The organism is Flavobacterium sp. MK4S-17, assembly GCF_009848495.1.
GTDB lineage: Bacteria > Bacteroidota > Bacteroidia > Flavobacteriales > Flavobacteriaceae > Flavobacterium.
The window spans coordinates 1-24,099 of the sequence record NZ_WWEP01000031.1 but is presented as its reverse complement, the minus strand read 5'-3'; the positions used below and the strand labels follow the sequence as shown (position 1 = coordinate 24,099).

18 protein-coding genes are annotated in these 24,099 nt (G+C 38.0%); 10 read left to right on the top strand and 8 right to left on the bottom strand.

Annotated elements, in window-relative coordinates:
• The 4 genes from GSF09_RS10385 (at position 1) to GSF09_RS10370 (ending at position 6,304) form a co-directional block, all read left to right on the top strand.
• Positions 1 to 654, top strand: a complete 654-nt coding sequence (locus GSF09_RS10385; RefSeq protein WP_159801081.1) for a VOC family protein — start codon at positions 1 to 3, stop codon at positions 652 to 654.
• 62 nt (positions 655 to 716) lie between these two features.
• Complete coding sequence (locus GSF09_RS10380; protein ID WP_159801079.1) at positions 717 to 4,145, top strand: methylmalonyl-CoA mutase family protein; 3,429 nt, start codon at positions 717 to 719, stop codon at positions 4,143 to 4,145.
• Positions 4,146 to 4,464: 319 nt separating this feature from the next.
• Entirely contained in the window at positions 4,465 to 5,700 is a 1,236-nt protein-coding gene (locus GSF09_RS10375; RefSeq protein WP_159801077.1) for a T9SS type A sorting domain-containing protein, read from the top strand.
• Between the two features lie 112 nt (positions 5,701 to 5,812).
• On the top strand, positions 5,813 to 6,304 hold the full coding sequence (locus tag GSF09_RS10370) for a hypothetical protein (protein WP_159801075.1): 492 nt from the start codon (positions 5,813 to 5,815) through the stop codon (positions 6,302 to 6,304).
• Positions 6,305 to 6,370: 66 nt separating this feature from the next.
• Here GSF09_RS10370 and GSF09_RS10365 read toward each other — a convergent pair whose 3' ends face one another.
• The gene (locus GSF09_RS10365) at positions 6,371 to 8,743 is read right to left on the bottom strand and encodes a glycosyltransferase (RefSeq protein ID WP_159801073.1); all 2,373 of its coding nucleotides are present in this window, start codon (positions 8,741 to 8,743) and stop codon (positions 6,371 to 6,373) included.
• 28 nt (positions 8,744 to 8,771) lie between these two features.
• Positions 8,772 to 9,035 (bottom strand): hypothetical protein, encoded by a 264-nt coding sequence (locus GSF09_RS10360; RefSeq protein WP_159801071.1) that lies wholly within the window; start codon positions 9,033 to 9,035, stop codon positions 8,772 to 8,774.
• Positions 9,036 to 9,403: 368 nt separating this feature from the next.
• Here GSF09_RS10360 and GSF09_RS10355 point away from each other — a divergent pair, with 368 nt between their 5' ends.
• Entirely contained in the window at positions 9,404 to 11,593 is a 2,190-nt protein-coding gene (locus GSF09_RS10355) for a glutamine synthetase III (protein ID WP_159801069.1), read from the top strand.
• A gap of 102 nt (positions 11,594 to 11,695) precedes the next feature.
• A complete protein-coding gene (locus GSF09_RS10350; RefSeq protein ID WP_159801067.1) occupies positions 11,696 to 12,445 on the top strand; it encodes an OmpA family protein in 750 nt (249 codons plus the stop codon).
• Positions 12,446 to 12,490: 45 nt separating this feature from the next.
• Here GSF09_RS10350 and GSF09_RS10345 read toward each other — a convergent pair whose 3' ends face one another.
• The 5 genes from GSF09_RS10345 to guaA form a co-directional block, all read right to left on the bottom strand.
• Positions 12,491 to 14,524: a T9SS type A sorting domain-containing protein gene (locus GSF09_RS10345; RefSeq protein ID WP_159801065.1), complete on the bottom strand. Its 2,034-nt coding sequence runs from the start codon at positions 14,522 to 14,524 to the stop codon at positions 12,491 to 12,493.
• An 82-nt stretch (positions 14,525 to 14,606) separates the two neighbouring features.
• Entirely contained in the window at positions 14,607 to 15,005 is a 399-nt protein-coding gene (locus GSF09_RS10340) for an OsmC family protein (protein WP_159801125.1), read from the bottom strand.
• Position 15,006: 1 nt separating this feature from the next.
• Complete coding sequence (locus tag GSF09_RS10335; protein WP_159801063.1) at positions 15,007 to 16,914, bottom strand: LysM peptidoglycan-binding domain-containing protein; 1,908 nt, start codon at positions 16,912 to 16,914, stop codon at positions 15,007 to 15,009.
• A gap of 110 nt (positions 16,915 to 17,024) precedes the next feature.
• The gene (locus tag GSF09_RS10330) at positions 17,025 to 18,071 is read right to left on the bottom strand and encodes a LysM peptidoglycan-binding domain-containing protein (protein ID WP_159801061.1); all 1,047 of its coding nucleotides are present in this window, start codon (positions 18,069 to 18,071) and stop codon (positions 17,025 to 17,027) included.
• 183 nt (positions 18,072 to 18,254) lie between these two features.
• The gene (gene guaA / locus GSF09_RS10325; RefSeq protein ID WP_159801059.1) at positions 18,255 to 19,784 is read right to left on the bottom strand and encodes a glutamine-hydrolyzing GMP synthase; all 1,530 of its coding nucleotides are present in this window, start codon (positions 19,782 to 19,784) and stop codon (positions 18,255 to 18,257) included.
• Between the two features lie 122 nt (positions 19,785 to 19,906).
• Between guaA and GSF09_RS10320 the strand changes: the two genes are divergently transcribed.
• The 4 genes from GSF09_RS10320 to GSF09_RS10305 all read left to right on the top strand — a co-directional run bounded on the left by GSF09_RS10320 (position 19,907) and on the right by GSF09_RS10305 (position 23,392).
• Positions 19,907 to 20,581 carry a DUF4919 domain-containing protein gene (locus GSF09_RS10320; RefSeq protein WP_159801057.1) on the top strand — a complete coding sequence of 225 codons (675 nt, stop codon included), beginning with the start codon at positions 19,907 to 19,909 and terminating at the stop codon, positions 20,579 to 20,581.
• Between the two features lie 95 nt (positions 20,582 to 20,676).
• The gene (locus GSF09_RS10315; protein WP_201309351.1) at positions 20,677 to 21,690 is read left to right on the top strand and encodes a bifunctional oligoribonuclease/PAP phosphatase NrnA; all 1,014 of its coding nucleotides are present in this window, start codon (positions 20,677 to 20,679) and stop codon (positions 21,688 to 21,690) included.
• A gap of 1 nt (position 21,691) precedes the next feature.
• Positions 21,692 to 22,261, top strand: coding sequence for a gliding motility-associated peptidyl-prolyl isomerase GldI (gene gldI / locus GSF09_RS10310; protein ID WP_159801055.1), 570 nt, complete (start codon positions 21,692 to 21,694; stop codon positions 22,259 to 22,261).
• Positions 22,262 to 22,276: 15 nt separating this feature from the next.
• A complete protein-coding gene (locus GSF09_RS10305) occupies positions 22,277 to 23,392 on the top strand; it encodes a peptidylprolyl isomerase (RefSeq protein ID WP_159801053.1) in 1,116 nt (371 codons plus the stop codon).
• 48 nt (positions 23,393 to 23,440) lie between these two features.
• On the opposite strand, the gene GSF09_RS10300 is transcribed toward GSF09_RS10305, so the two are convergent.
• Entirely contained in the window at positions 23,441 to 23,878 is a 438-nt protein-coding gene (locus GSF09_RS10300; protein WP_159801051.1) for a hypothetical protein, read from the bottom strand.
• Positions 23,879 to 24,099 lie beyond the last annotated feature (221 nt).

The following is a 24,099-nucleotide window of genomic DNA, read 5'->3' as shown; positions in this document are numbered from 1 at the left end:
ATGAAAATACTGGAGCTTGAAATTTTAAGCGATAATCTTGCTGAAACGGAACGGTTTTATAAAAATGTTTTAGGTTTAAAGCCCTACCATAAGGATGATGCCTCAACAATAATATTTAAAGCAGGATATACAAGCTTGGTTTTCAGGAAATCGGAAAACCTGAAACCTGTATATCATTTTGCCTTTGATGTGCCTAACAACAGGTTTTATGAAGCTTATGAAACTATAAAAGCTAAAACGCCTGTTATACTTATACAGGATGGACAGGATATTGCAGACTTTACCAACTGGGATGCCCGCTCTTTTTATTTTTACGACAATAATGGCAATATAGTTGAAATTATAACCCGTTATGCTAACAAGGTGTTTGCCGGTAAGCCTTTTGGAGCCTCTAATATTATATGTGTAAGCGAAATTGGCCTTGTAATAGGCAAAGTACCGCAGTTTGCCGATATGCTGTACAATAAGTTTGGTGTGCCTATATTCCACAGGCAGCCAAGGAGTGAAAAGTTTACGGTGTCAGGAGATGACGACGGCTTATTTATACTTGCAGAAAGCGGCCGGAACTGGTATCCTACACAGGTGAAAGCCTATTCATACCGCACACGGATTTTATTTATTAATAATGGCGCAGTGGGCCAATTTATTAAATAGCTGTAGTTGTAGTTTTTTGAGAAATACGTAAATTGCGGGCTTAATATTGAATATATTTCAACATGCAACAAGTACAGCCTTATATTCCTAAAAATAAAGTAAGAATTGTAACCGCAGCTTCGCTTTTTGACGGGCATGATGCAGCTATAAATATCATGCGCCGCATTATACAGTCAACAGGTGTTGAAGTAATACACCTGGGGCACGACCGCAGCGTGGAAGAAGTGGTAAATACAGCCATACAGGAAGATGCCAATGCCATAGCTATGACTTCTTACCAGGGTGGGCACAATGAATATTTTAAATACATGCATGACCTTTTAAAAGAAAAAGGGGCAGGGCATATAAAAATATTTGGCGGCGGCGGCGGTGTAATACTGCCTGAAGAAATTAAGGAACTGCATGAATATGGTATTACAAGGATATATTCACCCGATGACGGGCGGGAACTTGGACTGCAGGGAATGATTAATGACCTTGTTGAAAAATCTGATTTTCCTGTTGGCGATAAACTGAATGGTGAATTAAAACATTTAACCGAAAAGAATCCGGCAGCTATTGCCCGTGTTATATCGTCGGCAGAGAACTTTCCTGATATTGCAAAAGATGCACTTGATACCATACACAAACAAAATGAATCTGTAAACATACCTGTATTGGGTATTACAGGTACAGGCGGTGCAGGAAAATCATCCCTTGTAGATGAGCTGGTGCGCCGTTTCCTTATAGATTTTCCTGAAAAAACTATCGGTTTAATTTCTGTTGACCCATCTAAACGTAAAACAGGAGGAGCGTTGTTAGGCGACCGCATAAGGATGAATGCCATAAACAACCCGCGGGTTTACATGCGCTCGCTGGCAACAAGGCAAAGCAACCTTGCGCTTTCAAAATATGTTGCAGAGGCTGTACAGGTACTTAAGGCAGCAAAATATGACCTGATAGTGCTTGAAACTTCGGGGATAGGGCAGAGCGATACTGAAATACTTGACCATAGTGATGTATCCCTGTATGTTATGACACCTGAATTTGGTGCTGCTACCCAGCTTGAAAAAATTGATATGCTTGATTTTGCAGACTTAGTGGCAATAAACAAATTTGACAAACGCGGTGCACTTGATGCACTTCGTGATGTTAAAAAGCAATACCAGCGCAACCACAACCTTTGGGATGCCAATCCTGATGATATGCCTGTTTTTGGTACTATTGCTTCGCAGTTTAATGACCCTGGCATGAACTCACTTTACAAGGCCATTATGGACAAGATTGCGGAAAGGACAGGAGGAGATTTAAAATCGACTTTTGAAATTACCCGTGAAATGAGTGAGAAAATTTATGTAATTCCACCAAACCGTACACGTTATTTAAGCGAAATTGCTGAAAATAACCGTAAGTATGATGAGGTTGCCGATGCACAGCAGGAAGTGGCACAAAAACTGTACGGGTTATATAAAACCATAGAAACTGTTAGCGGAAAGCTGCCGGAGATAAATAAATCAGGTATTGATGAAGCATCTGTATCAGTTGACGCTGAAGATAAAAAACAATTCCTTTCCTTACTGCTAAAGGAATTTGACCGTGAAAAAATGAACCTTGACCCTTACAACTGGGAAATTATACTGACATGGGATGAAAAGGTAAATAAATATAAAAATCCTGTGTACTCCTTTAAGGTGCGGGATAAGGAAATAAAAATACAAACGCATACCGAATCGCTTTCACATTCGCAGATACCAAAAGTGGCACTGCCAAAATACAGGGCCTGGGGTGATATTTTAAAATGGTGCCTGCAGGAAAACGTTCCGGGAGAGTTTCCTTACACGGCTGGGCTTTACCCGTTTAAGCGTGAGGGTGAAGACCCAACACGTATGTTTGCCGGCGAAGGAGGCCCTGAAAGGACTAACAGGCGTTTCCATTATGTTAGCCTTGGCATGCCTGCAAAGCGTTTGTCTACTGCTTTCGACAGTGTAACGCTATATGGCAACGACCCTGATTACCGCCCTGATATTTACGGTAAAATAGGTAATGCAGGAGTATCTATATGCTGCCTTGACGATGCTAAAAAGCTGTATTCAGGTTTTAACCTTGCCCACCCAATGACGTCTGTGAGTATGACTATTAACGGGCCCGCACCAATGCTGCTAGGTTTTTTTATGAATGCCGCTATAGACCAGCAGTGCGAAATTTATATTAAAGAAAACGGGCTGGAAGCTGAAGTTGAGGAAAAAATAAATAACATTTATAAAGAAAAAGGTGTTGACCGCCCCAAGTATAATGGTGCACTGCCCCAAGGTAACGATGGCCTTGGGCTGATGCTTTTAGGGGTTACCGGCGACCAGGTATTACCGGCAGATGTATATAATGATATAAAAGTGCGTACGCTAAGCCAGGTTCGTGGTACGGTGCAGGCAGATATTTTAAAGGAAGACCAGGCGCAAAATACCTGTATATTTTCTACTGAATTTGCACTGCGTTTAATGGGTGATGTGCAGGAGTATTTTATCCAAAAAAATGTACGTAATTTCTATTCAGTATCTATATCGGGCTACCATATTGCAGAGGCAGGGGCAAACCCTATAACCCAGCTTGCCTTTACACTTGCTAATGGATTTACCTATGTGGAGTATTACCTGAGCAGGGGTATGAATATTAACGATTTCGGGCCAAACCTTTCGTTCTTTTTCAGTAACGGGATAGATCCTGAATATGCCGTAATAGGGCGCGTAGCGCGAAGGATATGGGCAAAAGCACTTAAAAACAAATATGGCGCCAATGAACGTGCCCAAATGCTTAAGTACCATATACAAACATCGGGACGTTCGCTGCATGCGCAGGAAATTGATTTTAACGATATCCGTACTACATTACAGGCATTATATGCTATATATGATAATTGCAACTCTTTACATACCAATGCTTATGATGAGGCAATTACTACACCTACAGAGGAAAGTGTGCGCAGGGCAATGGCAATACAGCTTATTATTAACAAAGAGCTTGGGCTTGCCAAAAATGAAAATCCAATTCAGGGCTCATTTATAATTGAGGAGCTGACTGACCTTGTAGAGGAAGCCGTGCTTGCAGAGTTTGACCGTATTACTGAACGTGGAGGTGTACTTGGGGCTATGGAAACCATGTACCAGAGAAGCAAGATACAGGAAGAGAGCCTTTATTATGAAACATTGAAACACACAGGCGAATTCCCAATAATCGGTGTTAATACTTTCTTGAGTTCCAAAGGCTCACCAACAGTGGTTCCTGCTGAAGTAATACGCGCAACGGAAGAAGAAAAGCGGTTCCAGATAAAAACACTTGAAAGCCTTCAAAAAGCAAATAAAGAAAAAGTTATAGAACAGATAAATAAAGTACAGAATGCCGCTGTACAAAACCAAAATATATTTGAACAGCTTATGGAGGCTACCAAAGTATGCTCACTGGGGCAAATAACTGCTGCCCTGTTTGAAGTAGGCGGACAGTACCGCAGGAATATGTAAAGTTTTAAATTTTATAAATAATAAAACCTCCCGCAATGGGAGGTTTTTGTTTTAAAATACATATCCTAAAAGGTAATATATAATTGCAAATGCTATAATGGTACCAAAGCATCCAAAGCCAAGTTTTTTGGCTCCCCATCCCGCAAGTAACGCCTTAAATATATTTTTCATGACTAGAAGTTTTTATTTAAAATTCGTTACTATTTTTTAATACCAAACCTTATTTAACGAATAAATAAGATTTAAAGGAAACTTAAAAGCATAGCTATTCCATAGTGTGATTTGTAATTTTATATATGTCACTGATAATAAAATAGCTATGAAAAAGAATTATTATTATACCTTTTTATTTTTAATCATGTCGGTACAGTGCATGGCACAGGTTGCGGGGTGTACAGATCCGCTTGCACTTAATTATAATCCTGCCGCAACGATTAATAATGGGAATTGTATGTATGCCCCTGCAGCCATAGCACCCGATTATTCAGCAAACCTGCCGAACGAACTGGAAGAAACTTCAGGGCTCATCAATTGGGGCGATTATTTATTTACCCATAATGATAATACCGACAGTAATTTATATGCTTTAGATACAATTACAGGGGTAATTGAATTTGAATATCCAACGGGGGCTTCCAATCAGGATTGGGAAGAAATTACCCAGGATGATGATTATGTATATATTGGCGATTTTGGTAATAACAGCAATGGTAACAGGACAAACCTCAAAATACTAAAAATCAGTAAGGCAGGACTGGTATCAGGAAATGCCCAACCGGAAATCATTAATTTTGCCTATTCTAACCAAACAGACTTTTCGCCATCAGGAAGCAACAGTACCGATTTTGACTGTGAGGCTTTTATAGCATATAGAGACAGCCTTTACCTGTTCACAAAACAGTGGGTAAGCAGGCAGACAAGTGTATATGCATTACCAAAAACTGCCGGAAATTATACAGCACAATTACAAACATCTTATAACGTAAACGGTTTAATAACCGGTGCGGCATATGCTGAGGGTAAAAAAATAATAGTATTAAGCGGTTATAGTAATTTGTTACAGCCGTTTTTGTTCTTATTATACGACTTTAATTTTAATGACAGCGATTTCTTTACAGGTAATAAGAGAAAGATTAACGTTACACTGCCTTTTCACCAGACAGAAGGTATAAGTACAATAAACGGGCTAAATTATTTTATAACCAATGAGCGTTTTGTACAGCCACCGTTTGTAAACATTCCTCCTAAACTGCATAGTTTTAATCTGGAAGCCTTTCTGCAACCTTACATCGAAAGCCTTTCTGTTGCTGCCTATCATTATGATGAGGTAGTAAGTGTTTACCCAAATCCCGCCACTGATAAATTATACATTGACTTAAAAGAGAATACCAAAACGTTAACTTATAATGTTATAGATATGATGGGCAGGGTTGTACAGCAGGGAAATTTAAATTTCAATACTACAACTATTCCTACTATTAATCTTGCAGACGGAATGTATATTTTAAAACTTGATAATAATAGCGGAATTAATTTTATTGTTAAAAATGACTAATTATCAATGTTTTAAAATAGATTATAAAAATAAATTTTAAATATTTTCCTATAAATAATTTTTTGGTTCAGTTTTTGAAATATACTTATAAAACCATTTAAAACTTTAAATTATGAAAAAGATATTATTACTTTTTGCAGCAGTGGGAATGTTTTCACTATCGTCGTGCAGCAGCGATGATGACAATGTAGATAACGATACAATCAGCGAGGTGTTCCAGGTTAATGTAAATTTCCTTGCACCCAGTTATTCAATAGTACAGCCTTTAAACCCTGCTATCTATTCTTCGGATGTGGTATTGGTTTACAGGCAGATTGGATTAAGCGGTAACAAACCTATATGGCAGTCGGTACCGCATACGCTTTACCTTGATGAGGGTGAGCTTGATTATGTATTTGATTTTACAGAAAGTGACATAAATATTTACCTTCAGTCAACTTATGATTTAGCGCTTACACCTGAGCTTACACAAAACCAGACATTCAGGATTGTAATTGTACCGGGCTATTTTTCCAGCACAGTTAATGTGAACGACTATGAGGCAGTTATGAATGCACTAAGCCGGGAAAGGGGAGGCCTTCCTGAAATTCAGGTTATAGAATAATAAGCTAAACTTAAATAAATAAAAAGCCCGCTAACGAGCGGGCTTTTTATTTTAGTTGGATACGTATTAAAAATTCAGCGAATTTAAAGCTGAAGTTTTTGCAGCTTTGCTTTTTCTCCTGAAATATATATTTCCCGGATTGCCAAAGTATTTGGTAATAGTTAATCGGGCCATTAAATAACTTACGGTTGATTCAGCACCCTGGTTCAGGTTTACGCTGTGTTCTTCCAGCCCGTCAAAGCAGCCTCCCGTACAGGGGTTATAAATAACCTGCTGTAAATGGTTGTTGCCTAAAAACCAGTTAAATGCTATCTCCATTTTATTTAAATATTCTTCTTCCTTAAAAATATCATGAAACTTTCTTAAAGCTAAAATGGTATAGGCTACATCTATTGGCTGTTCGCCAAACTGCTCACGCCTTTTGCCTTTAAAATACCAACTCCTGTTTGAAACCACGTTAATAGAGCCTTCGTTAAATATTACAGATAAAAGGAAATCAAATGACTCTTTAGCAACATCCCTGTATTCCTCATCACCGGTTATGGCATAGCATAACAATAATGCTTCGGGCAATACAGAGTTGGCATATGTTAAATAGCTTTCAAACCATTTCCAGTTATCTTCTGCCTCATGGCGATACATTTGTACAAGGCGGCTGCCAAACATTTTAATGTATATTAATGTATCAGCGTCAGAAACATGGCGGTTATAATAATACAACCCTTTTATAACAAAAGCCATTGCCCTTGTTGAGTAAATATTTTTTGTGAGGGATAATGACCTTAAAAACATTGCCTCCGCTTTTTTGCCCAATTCTTCAGGTAGTATAGGGGATAAGGATATTACATAGCCTAATGCCCACATGGCACGGCCTGAAGAATCTTCAAGGTTTTCATTATTATTTTGGGCAGTAAAGTTTTTGTTTATGTCCACATAGTTCATAAACCTCCCGTCATTGCCCTGGCAAAACCCAATAAAATTAAGGTAGGTATTTATATACTCAAGGTCATTTTTATCCCTTGATTGTTTATAATGCTGGCACATGGCTATCAGTGCGCGTGCATTATCATCAAGGGTATAGCCTGAATGTATATCCGGCTTGTTCAGTTGGGAAAACTGCAGCATCCCAAAATCGGTAGTCATCCTTTTTATATGGGAAAGGTTGACTTCAGGATTCCTGTAATGCAGTTTTATAGCATTGCCTGCTGTTTTTTGAATAAGCTTGGCATGTGCCACAGCCGAGTTTTCCCAGGCTGTGTGTACAATTTTATGCAGCCCGTTAAGTACCATTACATTTCTTAGCTCCTCATCAAAAAGCAATTTATTAATGGCTTCAGCCAATTGTTCCGAATCGCCAAAATCAAAAGTTATGCCTGTATCTCCCGCCAATACTTCCCTGGCATGCGGAATAGGTGTGGATACAATTGCGCAGCCACAGCTAAGTGCATAGGAAAATGTACCGCTAACGGCCTGGTTGGGGTCTTTTGATGTAAACAGGTAAATATCTGTCATTTGCAGGTATTCCAGCAATTCCTCAAGCGGGACGTATTTATTAATGAATTTTACATTTTCCTTAAGCCCCAGTTCTTCAATTTTATTTACCAGCATATCACGGTAAGCCTCTCCTTCATTAAGCACTACAGTAGGGTGCGTTTTCCCGATTATTAAAAATAAGGCTTCAGGAGTTTCCTTAACTACGCTTGGCAGAGCATCCAGTGTGGTTTCAATACTTTTTCCTGAACTTAGCAAACCAAAAGTTGAAAGTATTTTACGCCCTTCAAAACCGTATTTTGCTTTAAGTTCATCTTTGTCCACATGGGGAACAAAATGGGTTCCGTGTGGTATTACGCTTATTTTATCCCTGTCAACAATATAATCGCACACAAGTATATCCGCAGCATTGTTAGTCATTACAATGAGTGAATCGGCACGGTTAAGTATATGCTGAACGTTAGCCCTTAGTACATCATTAGGGCCCGGAAGTACTGTATGGAAAACAACCATTACAGGTTTTTCTATAGCGTTTATAAAATCATTAAAATGCGCTACGCTTTCCGCAAAAAGTCCAAACTCATGCTGTATAAGCACCGCTTTCAGATTCTCATCTTCATTAATAGTGCGCGCAAGCGATTTATATGATTCCTGAGATGATGTATTTAAAATATATTTTACATCTTCATCATTATAAGTATGTTTTTCATTATCATTTTCCAGCGCGCATATCTGTAATGAAAATGAATTCATATAATGGTCATTCAGTGCCTTGATAAGGTCCTGCGTGTAAGTGGCAATGCCACACTGCCTTGGCGGATAAGTGGAAATAAAAAGTATTTCCGGCAATACTTCCAATTCATTTTGTTGTACAGTTTTGGAAGAAAGGTGTTCTATAAGGCTGGTATAATTCTTTAAATTCTTACCAACAGGTTTTTTATTTTTCATGACACTTTATTAATGTAGTTTTATGGTTTTAGGCATTTGCCCGGTTCACCCATTCATTTGCCCGTTGCTTTGCATCATTCATGGCAGATTTTACATCGGCTTCAGAATTTTTGTATTCTTTTTTGGCTTTACGCTTTAACTCGTCCAGTTTACCTTTCATATTATGTTTAGCTTCTTCTACACTATCGGTAAATTCTCTTTTTTGCGCTCTTTTCCTGTAAGCATATACTGCGGCACCTGCAAGGGCTGCTGCTCCCGCAGCAATTCCCAATACTAATTTTTTATTTCTCATACTTATTTATTTAGGTTATTAATTACAAAGCTTAAAATTATATAATCAATACTCATTTGCCAATTTGCTTATATAATATTTAACACAGTTAACAGTTTGTTGGGAATTGTAAGGCGAAAACGGGAATTGTAAGATTTTTTTTGAAGAATATGTAATCAGAAGGTATTTATAATTTGTTATCTTTACCATAAGGGCTTTAAATATCATTTTTGTTTGCTACAGGATATTTATTTAGGGGGTGTGATTTTATATTTACTAAAAATATTATGTTATGCCCTGTAAAAAATAGGGCTAACTTATTTTTAGAATAAAAAAATAATATATTTGCAAAGTTTTTTAATACTAATAACAACTATAACTATTGTTTCATGGCAACATTTCGTTTTCAGGCTGTAAAAGAAGCCACAGGCAGAAAGCCTGTAAAAGTTGAAGAGCTTGATAAAAAATCAATTATCTTCGGTAGTAATGTGTTTAACGATAAGGCAATGCGCCAGTTTTTAACTCCTGAAGCATATCAGGCAGTAAAAAGTGCAGTGCAGCATGGAACTAAAATTGACAGGAAACTGGCAGATTATATAGCAATGGGTATGAAAGAATGGGCACTTTCAAAAGGTGTTACACATTATACCCACTGGTTTCAGCCACTTACAGGATCTACAGCCGAAAAGCATGATGCTTTTTTCGAAACTTCATTTGATGGCAGCGACCCGGTAGAAAAATTTGGCGGGAGCCAGCTTGTGCAGCAGGAACCAGATGCGTCAAGTTTCCCTAACGGCGGTATAAGGAATACTTTTGAAGCGAGGGGTTACACAGCATGGGATCCTACTTCTCCTGCTTTTATATTTGGAACTACACTTTGCATACCTACGGTGTTTGTTTCTTATACAGGTGAAGCACTGGATTATAAAGCACCACTTTTAAGGGCACTTGCAGCCGTAGATGAAGCTGCTACAGATGTTTGCCGCTATTTTGATAAAAATGTAAAAAAGGTAACTGCCACTTTAGGGTGGGAGCAGGAATATTTCCTTATAGACTCTGCACTTGCTAATACAAGGCCCGATATTATCCTTACCGGCCGTACCCTTTTAGGGCATACTTCGGCTAAAGGGCAGCAGTTGGAAGACCATTACTTTGGTTCAATCCCAACAAGGGTACTTAACTATATGAGAGACCTTGAAAACGAGTGTATGTTATTGGGTATTCCGGTAAAAACCCGCCATAATGAGGTTGCGCCTAACCAGTTTGAACTTGCACCTATATTTGAGGAAGCAAACCTTGCTGTAGACCATAATTCACTAATTATGGATGTTATGCAAAAGGTTGCCGAACGCCATGACTTTAAAGTCCTCATACACGAAAAGCCATTTAAGGGTGTTAACGGTTCCGGTAAGCATAACAACTGGTCCATGGCTACAGATACAGGTGTTAATCTTTTAGGCCCGGGCAAAACACCTATGAGCAACCTTCAGTTCCTTACATTTTTTATAAATACCATTAAAGCGGTTTATAAACATGAGCAGTTGCTAAGGGCATCTATAGCAACAGCATCAAACGACCACAGGCTTGGAGCTAATGAGGCACCGCCTGCTATTATATCTGTATTTATAGGACAACAGCTTACCAAAGTACTGGAAGAACTTGAAGGAGTTTCAAACGGCAAACTGTCACCGGAAGAAAAAACCGACCTTAAGCTTAATGTTGTAGGTAAAATTCCAGATGTATTGCTTGATAATACTGACAGGAACAGGACTTCGCCTTTTGCATTTACCGGAAATAAATTTGAATTCAGGGCTGTGGGCTCCAGTGCAAACTGCGCCAATGCCATGACTATATTAAATGCTATAGTTGCCAAGCAGCTGCGCGACTTTAAGAAAGAAGTTGATGCGCTTATTGAAAGCAAAAGCATGAAAAAGGATGATGCCATATTCAACATACTTCGTGAATATATAAAAGAAACCAAGAATATTCTTTTTGAAGGAGACGGCTATAGTGAAGAGTGGGAGCAGGAAGCGGAAAAAAGAGGATTGAGCAACCATAAAACAACACCTAAAGCACTTAAGGCAAAGGTTTCTAAAGAATCGCTTGCATTATTTGAGGAACTTGGAGTTATGAACCATGTGGAAATGGAGGCGCGCTATGAAATTGAACTTGAGGAATATGCCAAAAAAATCCAGATAGAAGGAAGAGTGCTTGGCGATATTGCCCGCAACCACGTTATACCTACTGCTATACGTTACCAAAATGTACTTATTGAAAACGTAAAAGGGCTTAAAGAGATTTTTGGCAGCGACTATGAGAATATTGGCAGGGAACAGATTACACTTATAAAGGAAATATCTGAACATATAGCCACCATAAACTCAAAGGTAGAGGAAATGACCGAAGAGCGTAAAAAAGCAAACACACTTGATAATGCCGAAGCTATGGCACACGCCTATTGTGATAAGGTAAAGCCTTATTTTGATATAATAAGAAACCATTGCGATAAGCTGGAATTGCTTGTTGATGATGAAATATGGACTCTTACCAAGTACAGGGAATTATTATTTACCAGGTAATATTTATTATAAAATTATTTTGAGCAGCCTGCCGTAATACGGCAGGCTTTTTTATACTATTAAATTCTGTTTGGCGTTATCATTTTGACTAACCTTACTTTTATGAGATACATTTACCTGCTTGCATTATTTTTTTGTTTTTCAGTAAAAGCCCAAAATACTTTTACAGTGTATTTTGACTTTGATATTGATGAGGTTAACAATACATCATCATACAATTTATCGAGGTGGATAGCCGATAACAAAAATGCTCTAGTTGAAAAAATATATGGCTATGCCGATAGTACAGGTAACTTTTATTATAATATAGACCTTTCTGAACGGAGGGCGGAATATGTGTTACAACAGTTGGAAAAAAATGGCATAGCTACTGTTGACAGCCTTGATATTAAAGGTTTTGGTGAAGATTTCCCGCTATCATCCAATATGGCAAAAAACAGGAAGGCGATAATACACTATACTGTTGTAAAACAGGAGAGTGCTTTTGAAAAGGCTGTTAAAGAGGCTAAAAAAGGAGACAAACTAAAACTTCCTAATCTTTATTTTTACAATAATTCTGATGTTGTACTGCCTAAATCAAAACCTGTATTGGAGGAGTTGCTGAAAGTATTAAAAGAAACCCCTGAATTAAAAATACAGGTACAGGGCCATATCTGCTGCCAGCAGGTAGAGCAAAACCAAATTTCATTAAAAAGGGCTATGGCGGTGTATAATTTCCTTATCCTTAACGGTATTGATAAAAGCAGGCTGTCATACAAAAGTTTTGGCAGTACAAGGCCAATATATTCTTTGCCTGAAAAATCAGAAGACGAGCGGGTGGCAAACCGGCGGGTTGAAATTGAAATACAATAAAAAAGGCTTCACAAGAAGCCTTTTTGTTACAACTAACTCAAAAAATTATTGTTTTATAATCTGCTTTGTTATTTTGCCATTATCTGTAATCACCGTTATTAAATAGTTCCCACTTTGAAGATCTTTTATATTAACCACTGTTTCCTGTAGTGAATGGAGATCAAAATGCTTTATAAGCTGACCTAATGTGTTATAAATTTCAATTGCTTGTATTTCTGTATCAGTTTTTATATTCATTATATCTTTAACAGGATTGGGGTATATTACAAGGCTGTTTTTGTTTATTTTGTTCTCATCAATTCCCATATTGAACTGGTATTCGTAAGCACCAATGTCAATAGTAGCATTATCAAACCTTGCATTTCCGGCTAAATCAGTGTCGGTAAACAATCCTGGGTAATAACTTACATTTCCTGCTTCTATACCCGGAGAACCATATTGAAGGCTGTAGTCACCCAATTGAATATTGTTAAACATAGGATCTGCATCAATATTATTACCGCCATCAGTACCAAAATTACTATTCCAGTTGGCACTGCCCCCGCTTCCCATAACTATGCAATTGTAAAAAGTAGTTATATTTGAAGCACTTTGATTATATATAGGAGATTGTTCGGTAGTTATTGAATTGTATATTTGTGCAGTTGAATTATTTCCGTTAGCAATTGTATTACCGGCAACTGCTGCTGAATTTCCTGTAAAACTACTATTTGCTATTATTACAGATGAAGCATTGAAATTTAATATAGCACCTCCAAATTGTCCGTAATTAGTATTAAATAAACAATTATAAATGTAATTTCCGGTTGAAAGAGCATTATAAATAGCACCTCCACCACTATTAGACTGTGAAGCGACATTATTATAAAAAGTTGAATTTTTTATTCTTGCACCTTCAGATGCGGCTATTTGTTCAAGAGCAATACCACCTCCATTAGCAGCAATATTATTAATGAATGCACAATTTTCTACTATAGGAGCTTTAGTGCCATCACCCATCAGTATTACAAATATGGCCCCGCCATTTAAAGCCCCAACTGCAGAATTATTAGTAAAAGTTACATTATTTATAGTAGATGCTGTAGAGTTTCCACCTCCTACCATAATAGCTCCTCCACCATAAGAACTATTATTAACCGTGTTACTTGTAAATGTGCTTTCAGTAATATTTAAAACGCTATTTAGGGAACAAATAGCACCGCCCCCAAAGCTGCCGGTAGCATTATTAAAACTAATTGTGCAATTGGTTATTATCGCTTTGGCATTAGCGTCTACTATTATTGCTCCTCCTGAAACAGCCAGATTATTTGTTAATGTACATAATGATAAGTTTATTTGAGTTCCTCCCCTTGAAGTGATAGCCCCCCCGTTTGATGAAGCGGTATTATTATTAAAACTGCAATTGCTAAACTGCGGTGCAGAGATATTAAAATTAGGATTGTTAAGGTTATATACAGCCCCTCCCTCATAAGCCACATTTTCCTGAAAAGTTACATTTGTAAGCGTTGGTGAAGAGCTATAATTATATAAGGCACCACCATATATTGCAGTGTTTTCTTTGAAAATAATGTTTCGCAATGTAGGCGAACTGTTGTCATTATACATACCGCCACCCCTGTTGAGAGGATTTAGAAAATCATCTTGATCGGGTTCAGAATTACCAATTACATTAGCAAACCCATCTCTGATAGTAAAGCCGTCTAGCTCTGTTGCTGCTGTAAGGTTAGTATTACGTATTACGCTAGTAGTACTGCCAATCAGCATGGTTTCATTTTCGGTATAATCTCGGTCATTAAATTCAGGGTTTCCCAAAGGAAAGCCGCCAAAAACTTTAACCCCCTCTTTTAAAGTATAATAATTATCCGTACTAAAATCTGAGGGAAAGTAAGCACCCGCAGCTACCCAAACGGAATCTCCGGCAGAAGAAGCATTTATCATAGCCTGCAGGTTTGTAGAGGCTTCTGCCCAGCTTAATCCTGTAGCAGTAGGGCTACCTATAGGGCTAACATATCTCGTAGTTTGTGCAGCAGCACAAAAAGAAAATAAGATAAATAATAAAAGGCTTGTAGTTTTTTTCATGATTAAAATGTTTATTCAAAACTACAAATACCTGTAAATCAAAAAAATACCTAGTGCTAGGTATTTTTTAGGCTAATTATATTTACCAATTAAAAGTAATTTCCTTTTTTATATCAGGGTTAAGGCTCAGGTACACGGGGCAGGTTGTTGCAACACGCTCCAGTATTGTCCGCGACTTCTCATCAGCTTCTGACTTCATATCAAATGTAATTTCTATACTTGAAATTTTTCTTGGTGAAGCCTGCATTACTTTAGTAACCTGTGCAGTTGAACCCTCTAATGATATACGCATATCCCTTGCTTTAATACCCATAATTGTAAAAATGCAGGTAGCAAGTGAATTTGCAACCATATCGGTTGGTGAAAAGGCTTCTCCTTTACCATTGTTATCCAAAGGAGCATCTGTAATAATCTCTGTATTGGAATGTAGGTGGGTTGATGTTGTCCTTAAATCGCCGAGGTAAGTTACCTTTGAAGTCATATTATTGTGCTTGTTTAATTCCGTAATCTTCATCATAATATAAAATGTAAACACCTGCATTAAGGTTGCTGCCATTTTTTACAACATATGAAAATTTATTATCTACCTGTTCAGTAATTTTTGTAAACATAACCTCGCTTATGTTTTCCGGCTGGAAAACGCGTAATATGGCATCAAATGTTACATCAAATCCACGGGTGGCATACTGGCTTGGCATTATCCCGTTTTTATCTTTAAAAGACTTAGTAAATAGCATGGCCTCAGGCGACATATTGTCCCGGTTTACAGATGGATACAGCATTTTTAAGTTTACAAGCCTTTGTAAAGGCACTTCATCGTCTTCAAGTAACTCAACCCTGTCCATTACGGCAAGCTGTATGGGGTAATCAGCTAAAGCTGCATCAAGCATTTTTGTTGCATTTACCATCATTCTTGTACTTTCTGTTTCCAGTATAATATAATTTGTCCTGTCTTTTACCATAAGGCTTTTTAAGGAGGCTTCATTTATAGTGCCGTCAGCATTAAGCGGAGCGAATAATATTTGCGGTATGTTGTTTTTTATAAATGTTTTGGAACTGTTCTTTTTAGCATCTACAATGGCTATTATATTGCCGTTTTTGCTTTTAAGGTATTCTATAAGCGCGAGTTTAGCAGTTTCCTGAGACGGTACTGACTGAAAAAGATTGTTGTATTGCGATTTGCTGGCATCTTTTGAAAGCGGTGATATTACAGGTATTTTCTTTTCAGAAAGCATTGCTGCCGTAGTTTCCACATTATTCTGAAAAAATGGGCCTATAACCATATCAGCAGCATATAAACCTGATTTCAGAGAGGCAACATCAGAAGACCTTGATGTTTCTTTAGAGTCCATTATCCTTACCTTTAGAGGAAGCCCTAACGCTTTTGCAGAATCAATAGCCATTAAGGCACCGGCATAAAAATCAAGTGTAATATTAAGGAACTTATCAGAGCGCAGTAACTGAGAACGTAACGTGTCCGATTCTACCCTGTTAAGATTAAAGGGCAGGAGCAGGGCTATTTCCTTCGGTTCAGCCCTGTCAATTGTACTTATAAGGTTATTTAAGGTTTTATTGTAAACAGTTTCAACTTTAGTATTTGCAGGGAGCTTTAGCTCCATTCCTTCTTTAAGCCCGTCCTGTGCGTGTGGGTTAAGGGCAATAATTTTTTCCATTGTTAACCCTGTAGCTTTGGTAAGGCTGTAAAAAGTTTCTTTTGGCTGTACTACATAAGTTATAAATTCAGGATTTTTTACTGCCTGTTTTACCGCCGGCTTATCTATAAGTTTTAAATTGAAACCAAGGGGAAGCACATCTTTCACTTCAGGGTTTAGTTCCTCAAGAAGTTGCAGAGTAATACCATAATCACGGGCTATGGAATATTTAGTCTCACCTTCTTTTACTGTGTGGTATATATAAGCATCAACATCCTCGCGGGCATCAGCTTTCTCAGCGGCTTTAACCTGAGCAGTAACGGGGCTTCCTGTTATAGGTATAATTATGCTTTGCCCAATTTTAAGGCCTTCTTTTAAAACTTCACTGTTGGCACTTTCAATAGCTTCAACCGATACATTATATTTTTTTGAAAGGCTGTACAGGGTTTCCTTCGCTTTTACTTCATGTATGGTATTGGCAACTTTAGAGGGCTGCTCTTTTGCAGGGGCAGTTATTGCTGTTTTACCTGAAGCTGACGGGATAAGTATAACTGTATTTTCCTTAAGTCCGTTTTTTGCGTCGGGGTTAAGCCTGTAAATATCATAAGGTGTAACTTTATATTTTTTGGCAATATCGGTTACGGTTTCGCCTTTTTCAACCTTATGCTTTTTATAATCCTGGCTGTAGGCATTGGTATATACAGTCAAAGCCAAAAACAACACTATCAGGTATTTCATACTGTAAAGCTATTTAATAATTAAGCCGCTACAAAGGTAAGTTTTGTAACGGCTTGTTGTATTATTATTACTTATAATTTTCCGTTAAAACCAGTAACGGTATAACAGCATTATTGCTTATTTATTGTAATGGAAAGCGTTTGCCCTGCCTGCAGGCCGCGTTTTAGCTTGTTGCTGTTTTCGGCAGTTATTGCTTCAATAGATGTGTTGTATTTCCTTGCCAGCCCTGTCAATGTTTCACCGTTTTCTACTTTATGCATAACCGATTGTGTTGATAAAACAGTACTATTCTCGGTCATGTTGCTGTCTTGGTGGCCTTCAGCAGCAGCAGGAATAACTATACGTTGTCCTATTTGCAGGCCACGCCTCAAAGTTTTTTCATTAGCATCGGTAATTGCTTCAATAGTCGTGTTATATTTTCTTGCCAAGCCTGTTAGGGTTTCACCTGAAACTACATCATGTACTATTCCGCCTGTTTCGGCTGCAAGCATCTCTGGCGAAGGGTTTGTCCCTGATGGTATTGTAAGGGTCTGCCCAATTTGCAGGCCATGCCTTAATGCTTTTTCATTAGCCTTAGTAATGGCTGCAATAGTTGTGTTGTATTTTCTTGCAAGCTCCGTTAATGTTTCCCCTGATATTACATCATGTGTAACTTCGGCCGGGTTGGCATACATTTCATCCTTGGTAATATCTTCAGTTTGCTGTGCAGTACTTATATTTAATGGAACAGCTTTATTATGCTCTGTAGTAAGGCTGCTGTTTTTCGGGTTATCCTGCTGCGTTCCGCTGCTCACATAATTATTTTCATCCTGTGCTGAGGTGTCATGTTCGGCTTTTTTTGCCCTGTCGTTTAATAAGGCAAAATTATTATGCTCGTTTGCAGTACTGCCAGGGGCGCTTACCTGTACACTTTTATCGGTAGGTATTTTTAATATCATACCTGCACTTAACCCATTTACTGCCTCAGGGTTCAGCTCATAAATATCATGCGGGGTTACCATATATTTTTTAGCGATGAGTACTACGGTTTCTCCCAAAGCAACACGGTGTGTAGCGGCCCTTGCAGTTTTTTGCTGCTGTTGCATAATACTGTAACTGTATGAATGGGCGTAATTTAAAAGAATTAAAAGAAAGGTAAAAAGTAATTTTGCTTTCATATCAAATTGGGGTTAGTTTGACTGTTAAAAGTATCATAAAAATATAAAAAAAACTATACCAAAACCGTTTTTAAACTAGTTTATAGATAATCTGAAAAATAATCGGGTTAAACTGCACGATAACCCTATTATATAGGAGTAACAATAATAAAAAAAGGCTGGTTCAAACCCAGCCTTTTTTTATTACTCCCACTCAATGGTGGCAGGTGGTTTAGAACTAATATCATATACCACCCTGTTAACACCTTTTACTTTATTTATAATTTCATTGGAAACCTTCATTAAAAAATCATAGGGCAGGTGAACCCAGTCGGCTGTCATGCCATCAGTAGATTCTACAGCACGCAGGGCTACTACTTTTTCATATGTACGTTCATCACCCATAACCCCCACACTGTTTACAGGTAATAATATTGCACCGGCCTGCCATACTTTATCATATAGTCTATGGTCTTTTAGCCCCTGTATAAATATATGGTCAACCTCCTGCAATATTCTTACTTTTTCAGGCGTAATGTCTCCTAATATCCTTATCGAAAGGCCGGGCCCCGGGAAAGGGTGTCTGCCTAAAAGCTCAGGGTCAATACCTAAAGTGGCGCCCACCCGACGCACTTCATCTTTAAAAAGCATGCGCAAAGGCTCAACCACCTGCAACTTCATAAAATCAGGCAGGCCGCCTACATTATGGTGTGATTTTATTGTTGCGGAAGGCCCTTTTACTGATACCGATTCAATAACATCGGGGTAAATAGTACCCTGTGCCAGCCATTTAACATCGGTTAGCTGGTGGGCTTCATCATCAAAAACTTCTATAAATACACGCCCTATAGTTTTTCTTTTTATTTCGGGGTCTTCTATTCCTGCCAGTTGCGACAGGAAACGGTCAGAAGCATCAACTCCTTTAACATTAAGCCCCATATCTTTATATTGGTGCAGCACATTTTCAAATTCATCTTTGCGCAGCAGCCCGTTATTTACAAAAATGCAGTAAAGGTTATTGCCTATAGCCTTATTTAACAGCACTGCGGCTACGGTAGAGTCAACCCCGCCCGAAAGGCCCAGTACAACCTTGTCGTTTTGCAGTTTTACCTTTAGCTCCTCAACTATATCCTCAACAAAGGTGTCAGGGGTAAAGTTTTGCGGAACCTCGGCTATTTTTACAAGGAAATTTTCCAGCATTTGTTTTCCATCTGTAGAATGGTAAACTTCAGGATGAAACTGTATGGCATAGGTGTCTTCACCCTCAATCCTGTATGCGGCATTTTCTACATCCTTAGTGCTTGCAAGCCTTACGGCATTATTGGGTAACTGTTTAATTGTATCGCTATGGCTCATCCAAACCTGGCTGGCTGCTGTTACACCTTCAAAAAAAGGTTCACCATCCTTAATATAGGCAAGGTTTGCCCTTCCGTATTCCCGAATGTTACTCGGGGCAACTTCACCTCCGTGAAAATGTGCAAGGTATTGTGCGCCATAACACACTGCCAGTAAAGGCATTTTTCCACGGATTTGCGATAAGTCGGGATGTGGGGCATTTTCAGCCCTTACTGAAAAAGGGCTGCCTGATAAAATAACGGCTTTGTATAATGAAAGGTCAGCCGGAATATGGTTGTAAGGGAAAATTTCGCAGAAAATATTTAACTCGCGAACCCTTCGCGCAATAAGTTGTGTGTATTGCGAACCGAAGTCTAAAATAAGTACGTTGTGTTGCATGTGCAAAAATAGATATAAAATCGGGAAATGAAAACCTGATTTTGATACACTATTAAATAACATAAAATTATAACCGGGCAGCAGTATTTTAATTATCTTTAATTTATCCAAACTAAAAAAGAATGAAAAAGCTGTGTATCATATTGTTACTATTGGGGGTTACTGCACGGCCGCAAAATAAAGGCACTGAACCGCCTGACTATAACAGCATTGAGAAAAATGTGAAGAATAAAAAATCCCCACTGTATTTTGACAATCTTTTCGAAAGGTATAAGCGGGCGGACAGTACCCTTACATTAAATGAAAAAAGGCATTTGTATTACGGTTATTCTTTCAGCAGCAATTATAAACCTTATAGTGTTACAAAGGCTGAGGAAAAATTAAACCAGTTGTTACAAAAAAATAACGCCGACAGGAAAGACCTTGAATTGATACTTAAGTATTCTGCCCAGGTGCTGGAAAGCTATCCGTTCAGGTTAAGGATGAAGGAATATCGTATATTTTGCTTAAAGGAACTGCAACGCTATAAAGAAGCATCGGATGAAATGAAGCAGTCAGCCATGATTATAGATGCTATAACAAGTTCAGGCGATGGTATTACACAACAAAGCAGCTTTTATGTAATCAATACTATTAATGAATATGAAATGCTTGGAGTGCTGGGTTTTGAGTTTGGCGGCAGGCAGGAACTGATAGATTTTAAATATGATTATCTGTCATTAAAAGATAATTCCTATAACGTTAAAGGGTTATATTTTGATATTTCCCGGAGCCTGCAATCCTTAAAGTTTAATTAACTGTAAATACATATATTGTTTATGCGTTATTTTTGGCTCTCTTTTTGCTTTTAAACACTACACCTGTATAAAGGAAAAAGATGTAAATTCGCAAAATGATGAAACCTCAAGATAGTGAGGCAGTAAAAGCATTATTGTCCTCACCAAAAAAAATTGTAATTACAACCCACAGAAACCCCGATGGTGATGCTATTGGCTCATCATTAGGATTATACCACTTCCTTACTAAAACAGGGCATAATGTAACAGTTATATCCCCAAATGATTATCCCGATTTTTTAGGATGGATGCCGGATGCAGGAAAAATAGTTGTTTTTGAAAAGCAGACAGAGGCAGCAGAAAAAATACTAAATGATGCCGAAATTATTTTTACGCTTGATTTTAATGTGCTGAGCCGTACCGGCGACTTAATGGAAGCGGCACTTAAAAAAGTGGATGGTGTTTTTATAATGATAGATCATCACCAAAAACCTGGTGATTATGCAAAATATATTTTTTCTGATACTTCTTATGGTTCAACCTGCGAAATGATTTATCATTTTATAAAAGGGATGGGCTTTCAGGATAAAATTGATAAAACTATCGGAACCTGTTTATATACGGGTATTGTTACCGACTCCGGTTCTTTCCGCTATCCTTCCACTACAGGTACTACACACCGTATAGTGGCAGAGTTTATTGATAAGGGGATTGATAACAGCCAGATACACAGCCTCCTTTTTGATAATCATTCGCATAACAGGATACAAATTTTGGCAAGGGCTTTGCAGAATATGAAAGTATTGCCGGCCTATAATACATCCTACACCTATCTTAGCCAGGAAGAGCTTAATTCTTTTGGGCATAGCAAGGGAGATACCGAGGGGATTGTAAATTATGGTTTAAGCATGAAAGATATTGTTTTTACTGCCTTTTTTACTGAAAATAAAGAAGAAGGCATTATAAAAATATCGTTCCGATCCAAAGGAGATTTTGATGTTAACCAGTATGCAAGGGAGCATTTTAACGGTGGCGGGCATATTAATGCAGCAGGCGGCAAATCTACTGACACACTGGAAGCCACCATACAAAAATTTATTGCTACTTTAGCGCACACTAAAATTGAATGAGATGAATAAAATGAAGTTATTGCTGGTGGTGTTGCCGGTATTGGTTCTCGTTTCGGCGTGTTCCCGGCAGCAGGCAAGGAAACCGGTATCGCACACATCGGGTACTTTTATGAATGAGTCTGTAGAGCGCAATAAAAAGCTGATTGCAAATGAGGAGCAGCAGATAGATTCCATTATTAAGAGCAATCCTGGTATTAAGTACCATGCTTCAGATAAGGGCTACTGGTATTATTACCAGGTAGAAAATAAATTGGATTCCATAAGGCCGAAAAGAGGCGATGTTGCCTTTTTTGATTATGAAATTAAGGATATAAAAGGGAATGTAATTTACAGTGAAGTTGAGCTGCGCCCGCAGGTATATTATGTAGATAAGCAAAATATAATGATGGGATTAAGGGATGGCATTAAACTAATGAACGAAGGCGAAAAAGTAACCTTCCTGTTTCCCTCTCACATGGGCTTTGGTTATCATGGTGATGACAACAAAATCGGCATTAACCAGCCGCTTATATGCACTGTAACACTTAACGATATAAAACCCGAAAGTGAGGTAAACAATAAAAAGAGCTGATAATTAATTAATATAATGAAACCAATGACAAGTTTTTTAATAAGCTTTATCGCTTTGTTTTTTTCATGTAACTCAGTTACAAAATCTGCTTCAGATGTACCGCCGGCAGATGGGCTTTATGCAGAGATAGAAACCAATAAAGGTAAAATCCTGCTTGAGCTTGAATACAAAAAAACACCGCTTACAGTGGCAAACTTTATTACCCTTGCCGAAGGGAAAAATGAAATGGTAGATAAACAATTTAAAGGAAAACCATTTTATGACGGGCTTAAATTTCACCGTGTAATTAAAAACTTTATGATACAGGGTGGCGATCCTAACGGAGATGGCTCCGGCGGCCCCGGTTATAAATTTGCTGATGAAATTACAGATTTAAAGCACGATAAGGCAGGTGTGCTCTCTATGGCTAATGCCGGGCCTGCTACCAATGGCAGCCAGTTTTTTATAACGCATAACCCTACACCACACCTCGATGGGCTGCATACTGTTTTTGGCCACGTGGTTGAAGGGCAGGATGTAGTAAACCAGATAGAGCAGGGGGATGATATAAAAACGGTAAAAATTATCCGTGTTGGCAAGGAGGCTAAAAAATTTAATGCTCCAAAAGTATTTCGTGAATATTATGAAAAAGCGGCTGCCGAGCAAAAAAAAGCAGCTGATGAACTGGCTAAAAATAAAGCTGATAAAATAGCTTATTTTGATAAAATGAAAGCTGCTGCAACCAAAACACCTTCAGGGCTTATGTATGTGATAACAGAAAAAGGTTCAGGGAAAAAGCCTATACCGGGCAGCGAAGTATATATAGATTATTCAGGCTACCTTGATAATGGCACCGCTACCTTATTTGACTCCAGTGATGCTGGCGTGGCAAAAGCCTTTGGCAATTATATTCCACAAAAGGATGCTGCCGGGGCTTATGTGCCTATACCTTTTAAAGCGGGTACAAAATCTGGAATGATACCGGGCTTTATAGAAGGACTGGAGCAAATGGCTGTAGGTGATAAGGCCATAATATTTATTCCATCGCACCTTGGCTATGGAGAAAGGGGAGCCGGGCGGGGCATGATACCGCCAAACAGCAACCTTATTTTTGAACTTGAAATGCTGGAAAGCATGCCGGCAGGCAAATAATAAAAAAGGGCATCATAATGATGCCCTTTTTTTATTGCTGCAATTATGTTATTTGAATTGCCACTCAAATTCATCAGTCTTATTATTTATAATTGCACCAAGCTCTACGCGCAGCACCTCACCAAACTCTACCTGAAAAATGATCCAGTTGCTTTCATTAAAATAGCTGTCAACACTGTCAAAGGTTTCTTTTTCAAAATCTTTAATGCCTTTGTTTTTGGCAATGCTGCTAACCAACTCCCATTTACGCCCTATTATTTTTTCTGAAAATATTTCAAGCTCAGGATGCGAAGCTATTATATAGCCAAGCCTGTAATCTTCGTCGGCATAAAACGTTAGCCGCATCTTTTTAGCATTATACAGGTATATTATATTGCCGTCATCGTCTTTATACTGCCTGTCAGGTAAATTATATAAATCTTCAACATCTTTTTGTTTCATACCGAAAACCAGTTGAGTTACTCCTTTTTTTACTGATATATTCATATTGTCATTTTAATTGGTTTTCTAATTCATATTATGTTATAAGGATTGTAAATATAATTTGTTAATTATAGTAATGCAACATTTGACAAAGTTTGTATAATATTAGTTTTGCCGACTAAAGTTCAAATTTTTTTCATTTGCAAAGCTGTAGTTTTCAACGGTTTATTTTTCGGGATAAAAAAACATTAAAAAAACCCCTGAAATAAATTTGGAAAAGCGGT

Bases quoted from the DNA above. Each gene is read 5' to 3' on its own strand.
- GSF09_RS10385 (WP_159801081.1), top strand. From the start codon at position 1: ATGAAAATACTGGAGCTTGAAATTTTAAGCGATAATCTTGCTGAAACG.
- GSF09_RS10380 (WP_159801079.1), top strand. From the start codon at position 717: ATGCAACAAGTACAGCCTTATATTCCTAAAAATAAAGTAAGAATTGTA.
- GSF09_RS10375 (WP_159801077.1), top strand. From the start codon at position 4,465: ATGAAAAAGAATTATTATTATACCTTTTTATTTTTAATCATGTCGGTA.
- GSF09_RS10370 (WP_159801075.1), top strand. From the start codon at position 5,813: ATGAAAAAGATATTATTACTTTTTGCAGCAGTGGGAATGTTTTCACTA.
- GSF09_RS10365 (WP_159801073.1), bottom strand. From the start codon at position 8,743: ATGAAAAATAAAAAACCTGTTGGTAAGAATTTAAAGAATTATACCAGC.
- GSF09_RS10360 (WP_159801071.1), bottom strand. From the start codon at position 9,035: ATGAGAAATAAAAAATTAGTATTGGGAATTGCTGCGGGAGCAGCAGCC.
- GSF09_RS10355 (WP_159801069.1), top strand. From the start codon at position 9,404: ATGGCAACATTTCGTTTTCAGGCTGTAAAAGAAGCCACAGGCAGAAAG.
- GSF09_RS10350 (WP_159801067.1), top strand. From the start codon at position 11,696: ATGAGATACATTTACCTGCTTGCATTATTTTTTTGTTTTTCAGTAAAA.
- GSF09_RS10345 (WP_159801065.1), bottom strand. From the start codon at position 14,524: ATGAAAAAAACTACAAGCCTTTTATTATTTATCTTATTTTCTTTTTGT.
- GSF09_RS10340 (WP_159801125.1), bottom strand. From the start codon at position 15,005: ATGACTTCAAAGGTAACTTACCTCGGCGATTTAAGGACAACATCAACC.
- GSF09_RS10335 (WP_159801063.1), bottom strand. From the start codon at position 16,914: ATGAAATACCTGATAGTGTTGTTTTTGGCTTTGACTGTATATACCAAT.
- GSF09_RS10330 (WP_159801061.1), bottom strand. From the start codon at position 18,071: ATGAAAGCAAAATTACTTTTTACCTTTCTTTTAATTCTTTTAAATTAC.
- guaA (WP_159801059.1), bottom strand. From the start codon at position 19,784: ATGCAACACAACGTACTTATTTTAGACTTCGGTTCGCAATACACACAA.
- GSF09_RS10320 (WP_159801057.1), top strand. From the start codon at position 19,907: ATGAAAAAGCTGTGTATCATATTGTTACTATTGGGGGTTACTGCACGG.
- GSF09_RS10315 (WP_201309351.1), top strand. From the start codon at position 20,677: ATGATGAAACCTCAAGATAGTGAGGCAGTAAAAGCATTATTGTCCTCA.
- gldI (WP_159801055.1), top strand. From the start codon at position 21,692: ATGAATAAAATGAAGTTATTGCTGGTGGTGTTGCCGGTATTGGTTCTC.
- GSF09_RS10305 (WP_159801053.1), top strand. From the start codon at position 22,277: ATGAAACCAATGACAAGTTTTTTAATAAGCTTTATCGCTTTGTTTTTT.
- GSF09_RS10300 (WP_159801051.1), bottom strand. From the start codon at position 23,878: ATGAATATATCAGTAAAAAAAGGAGTAACTCAACTGGTTTTCGGTATG.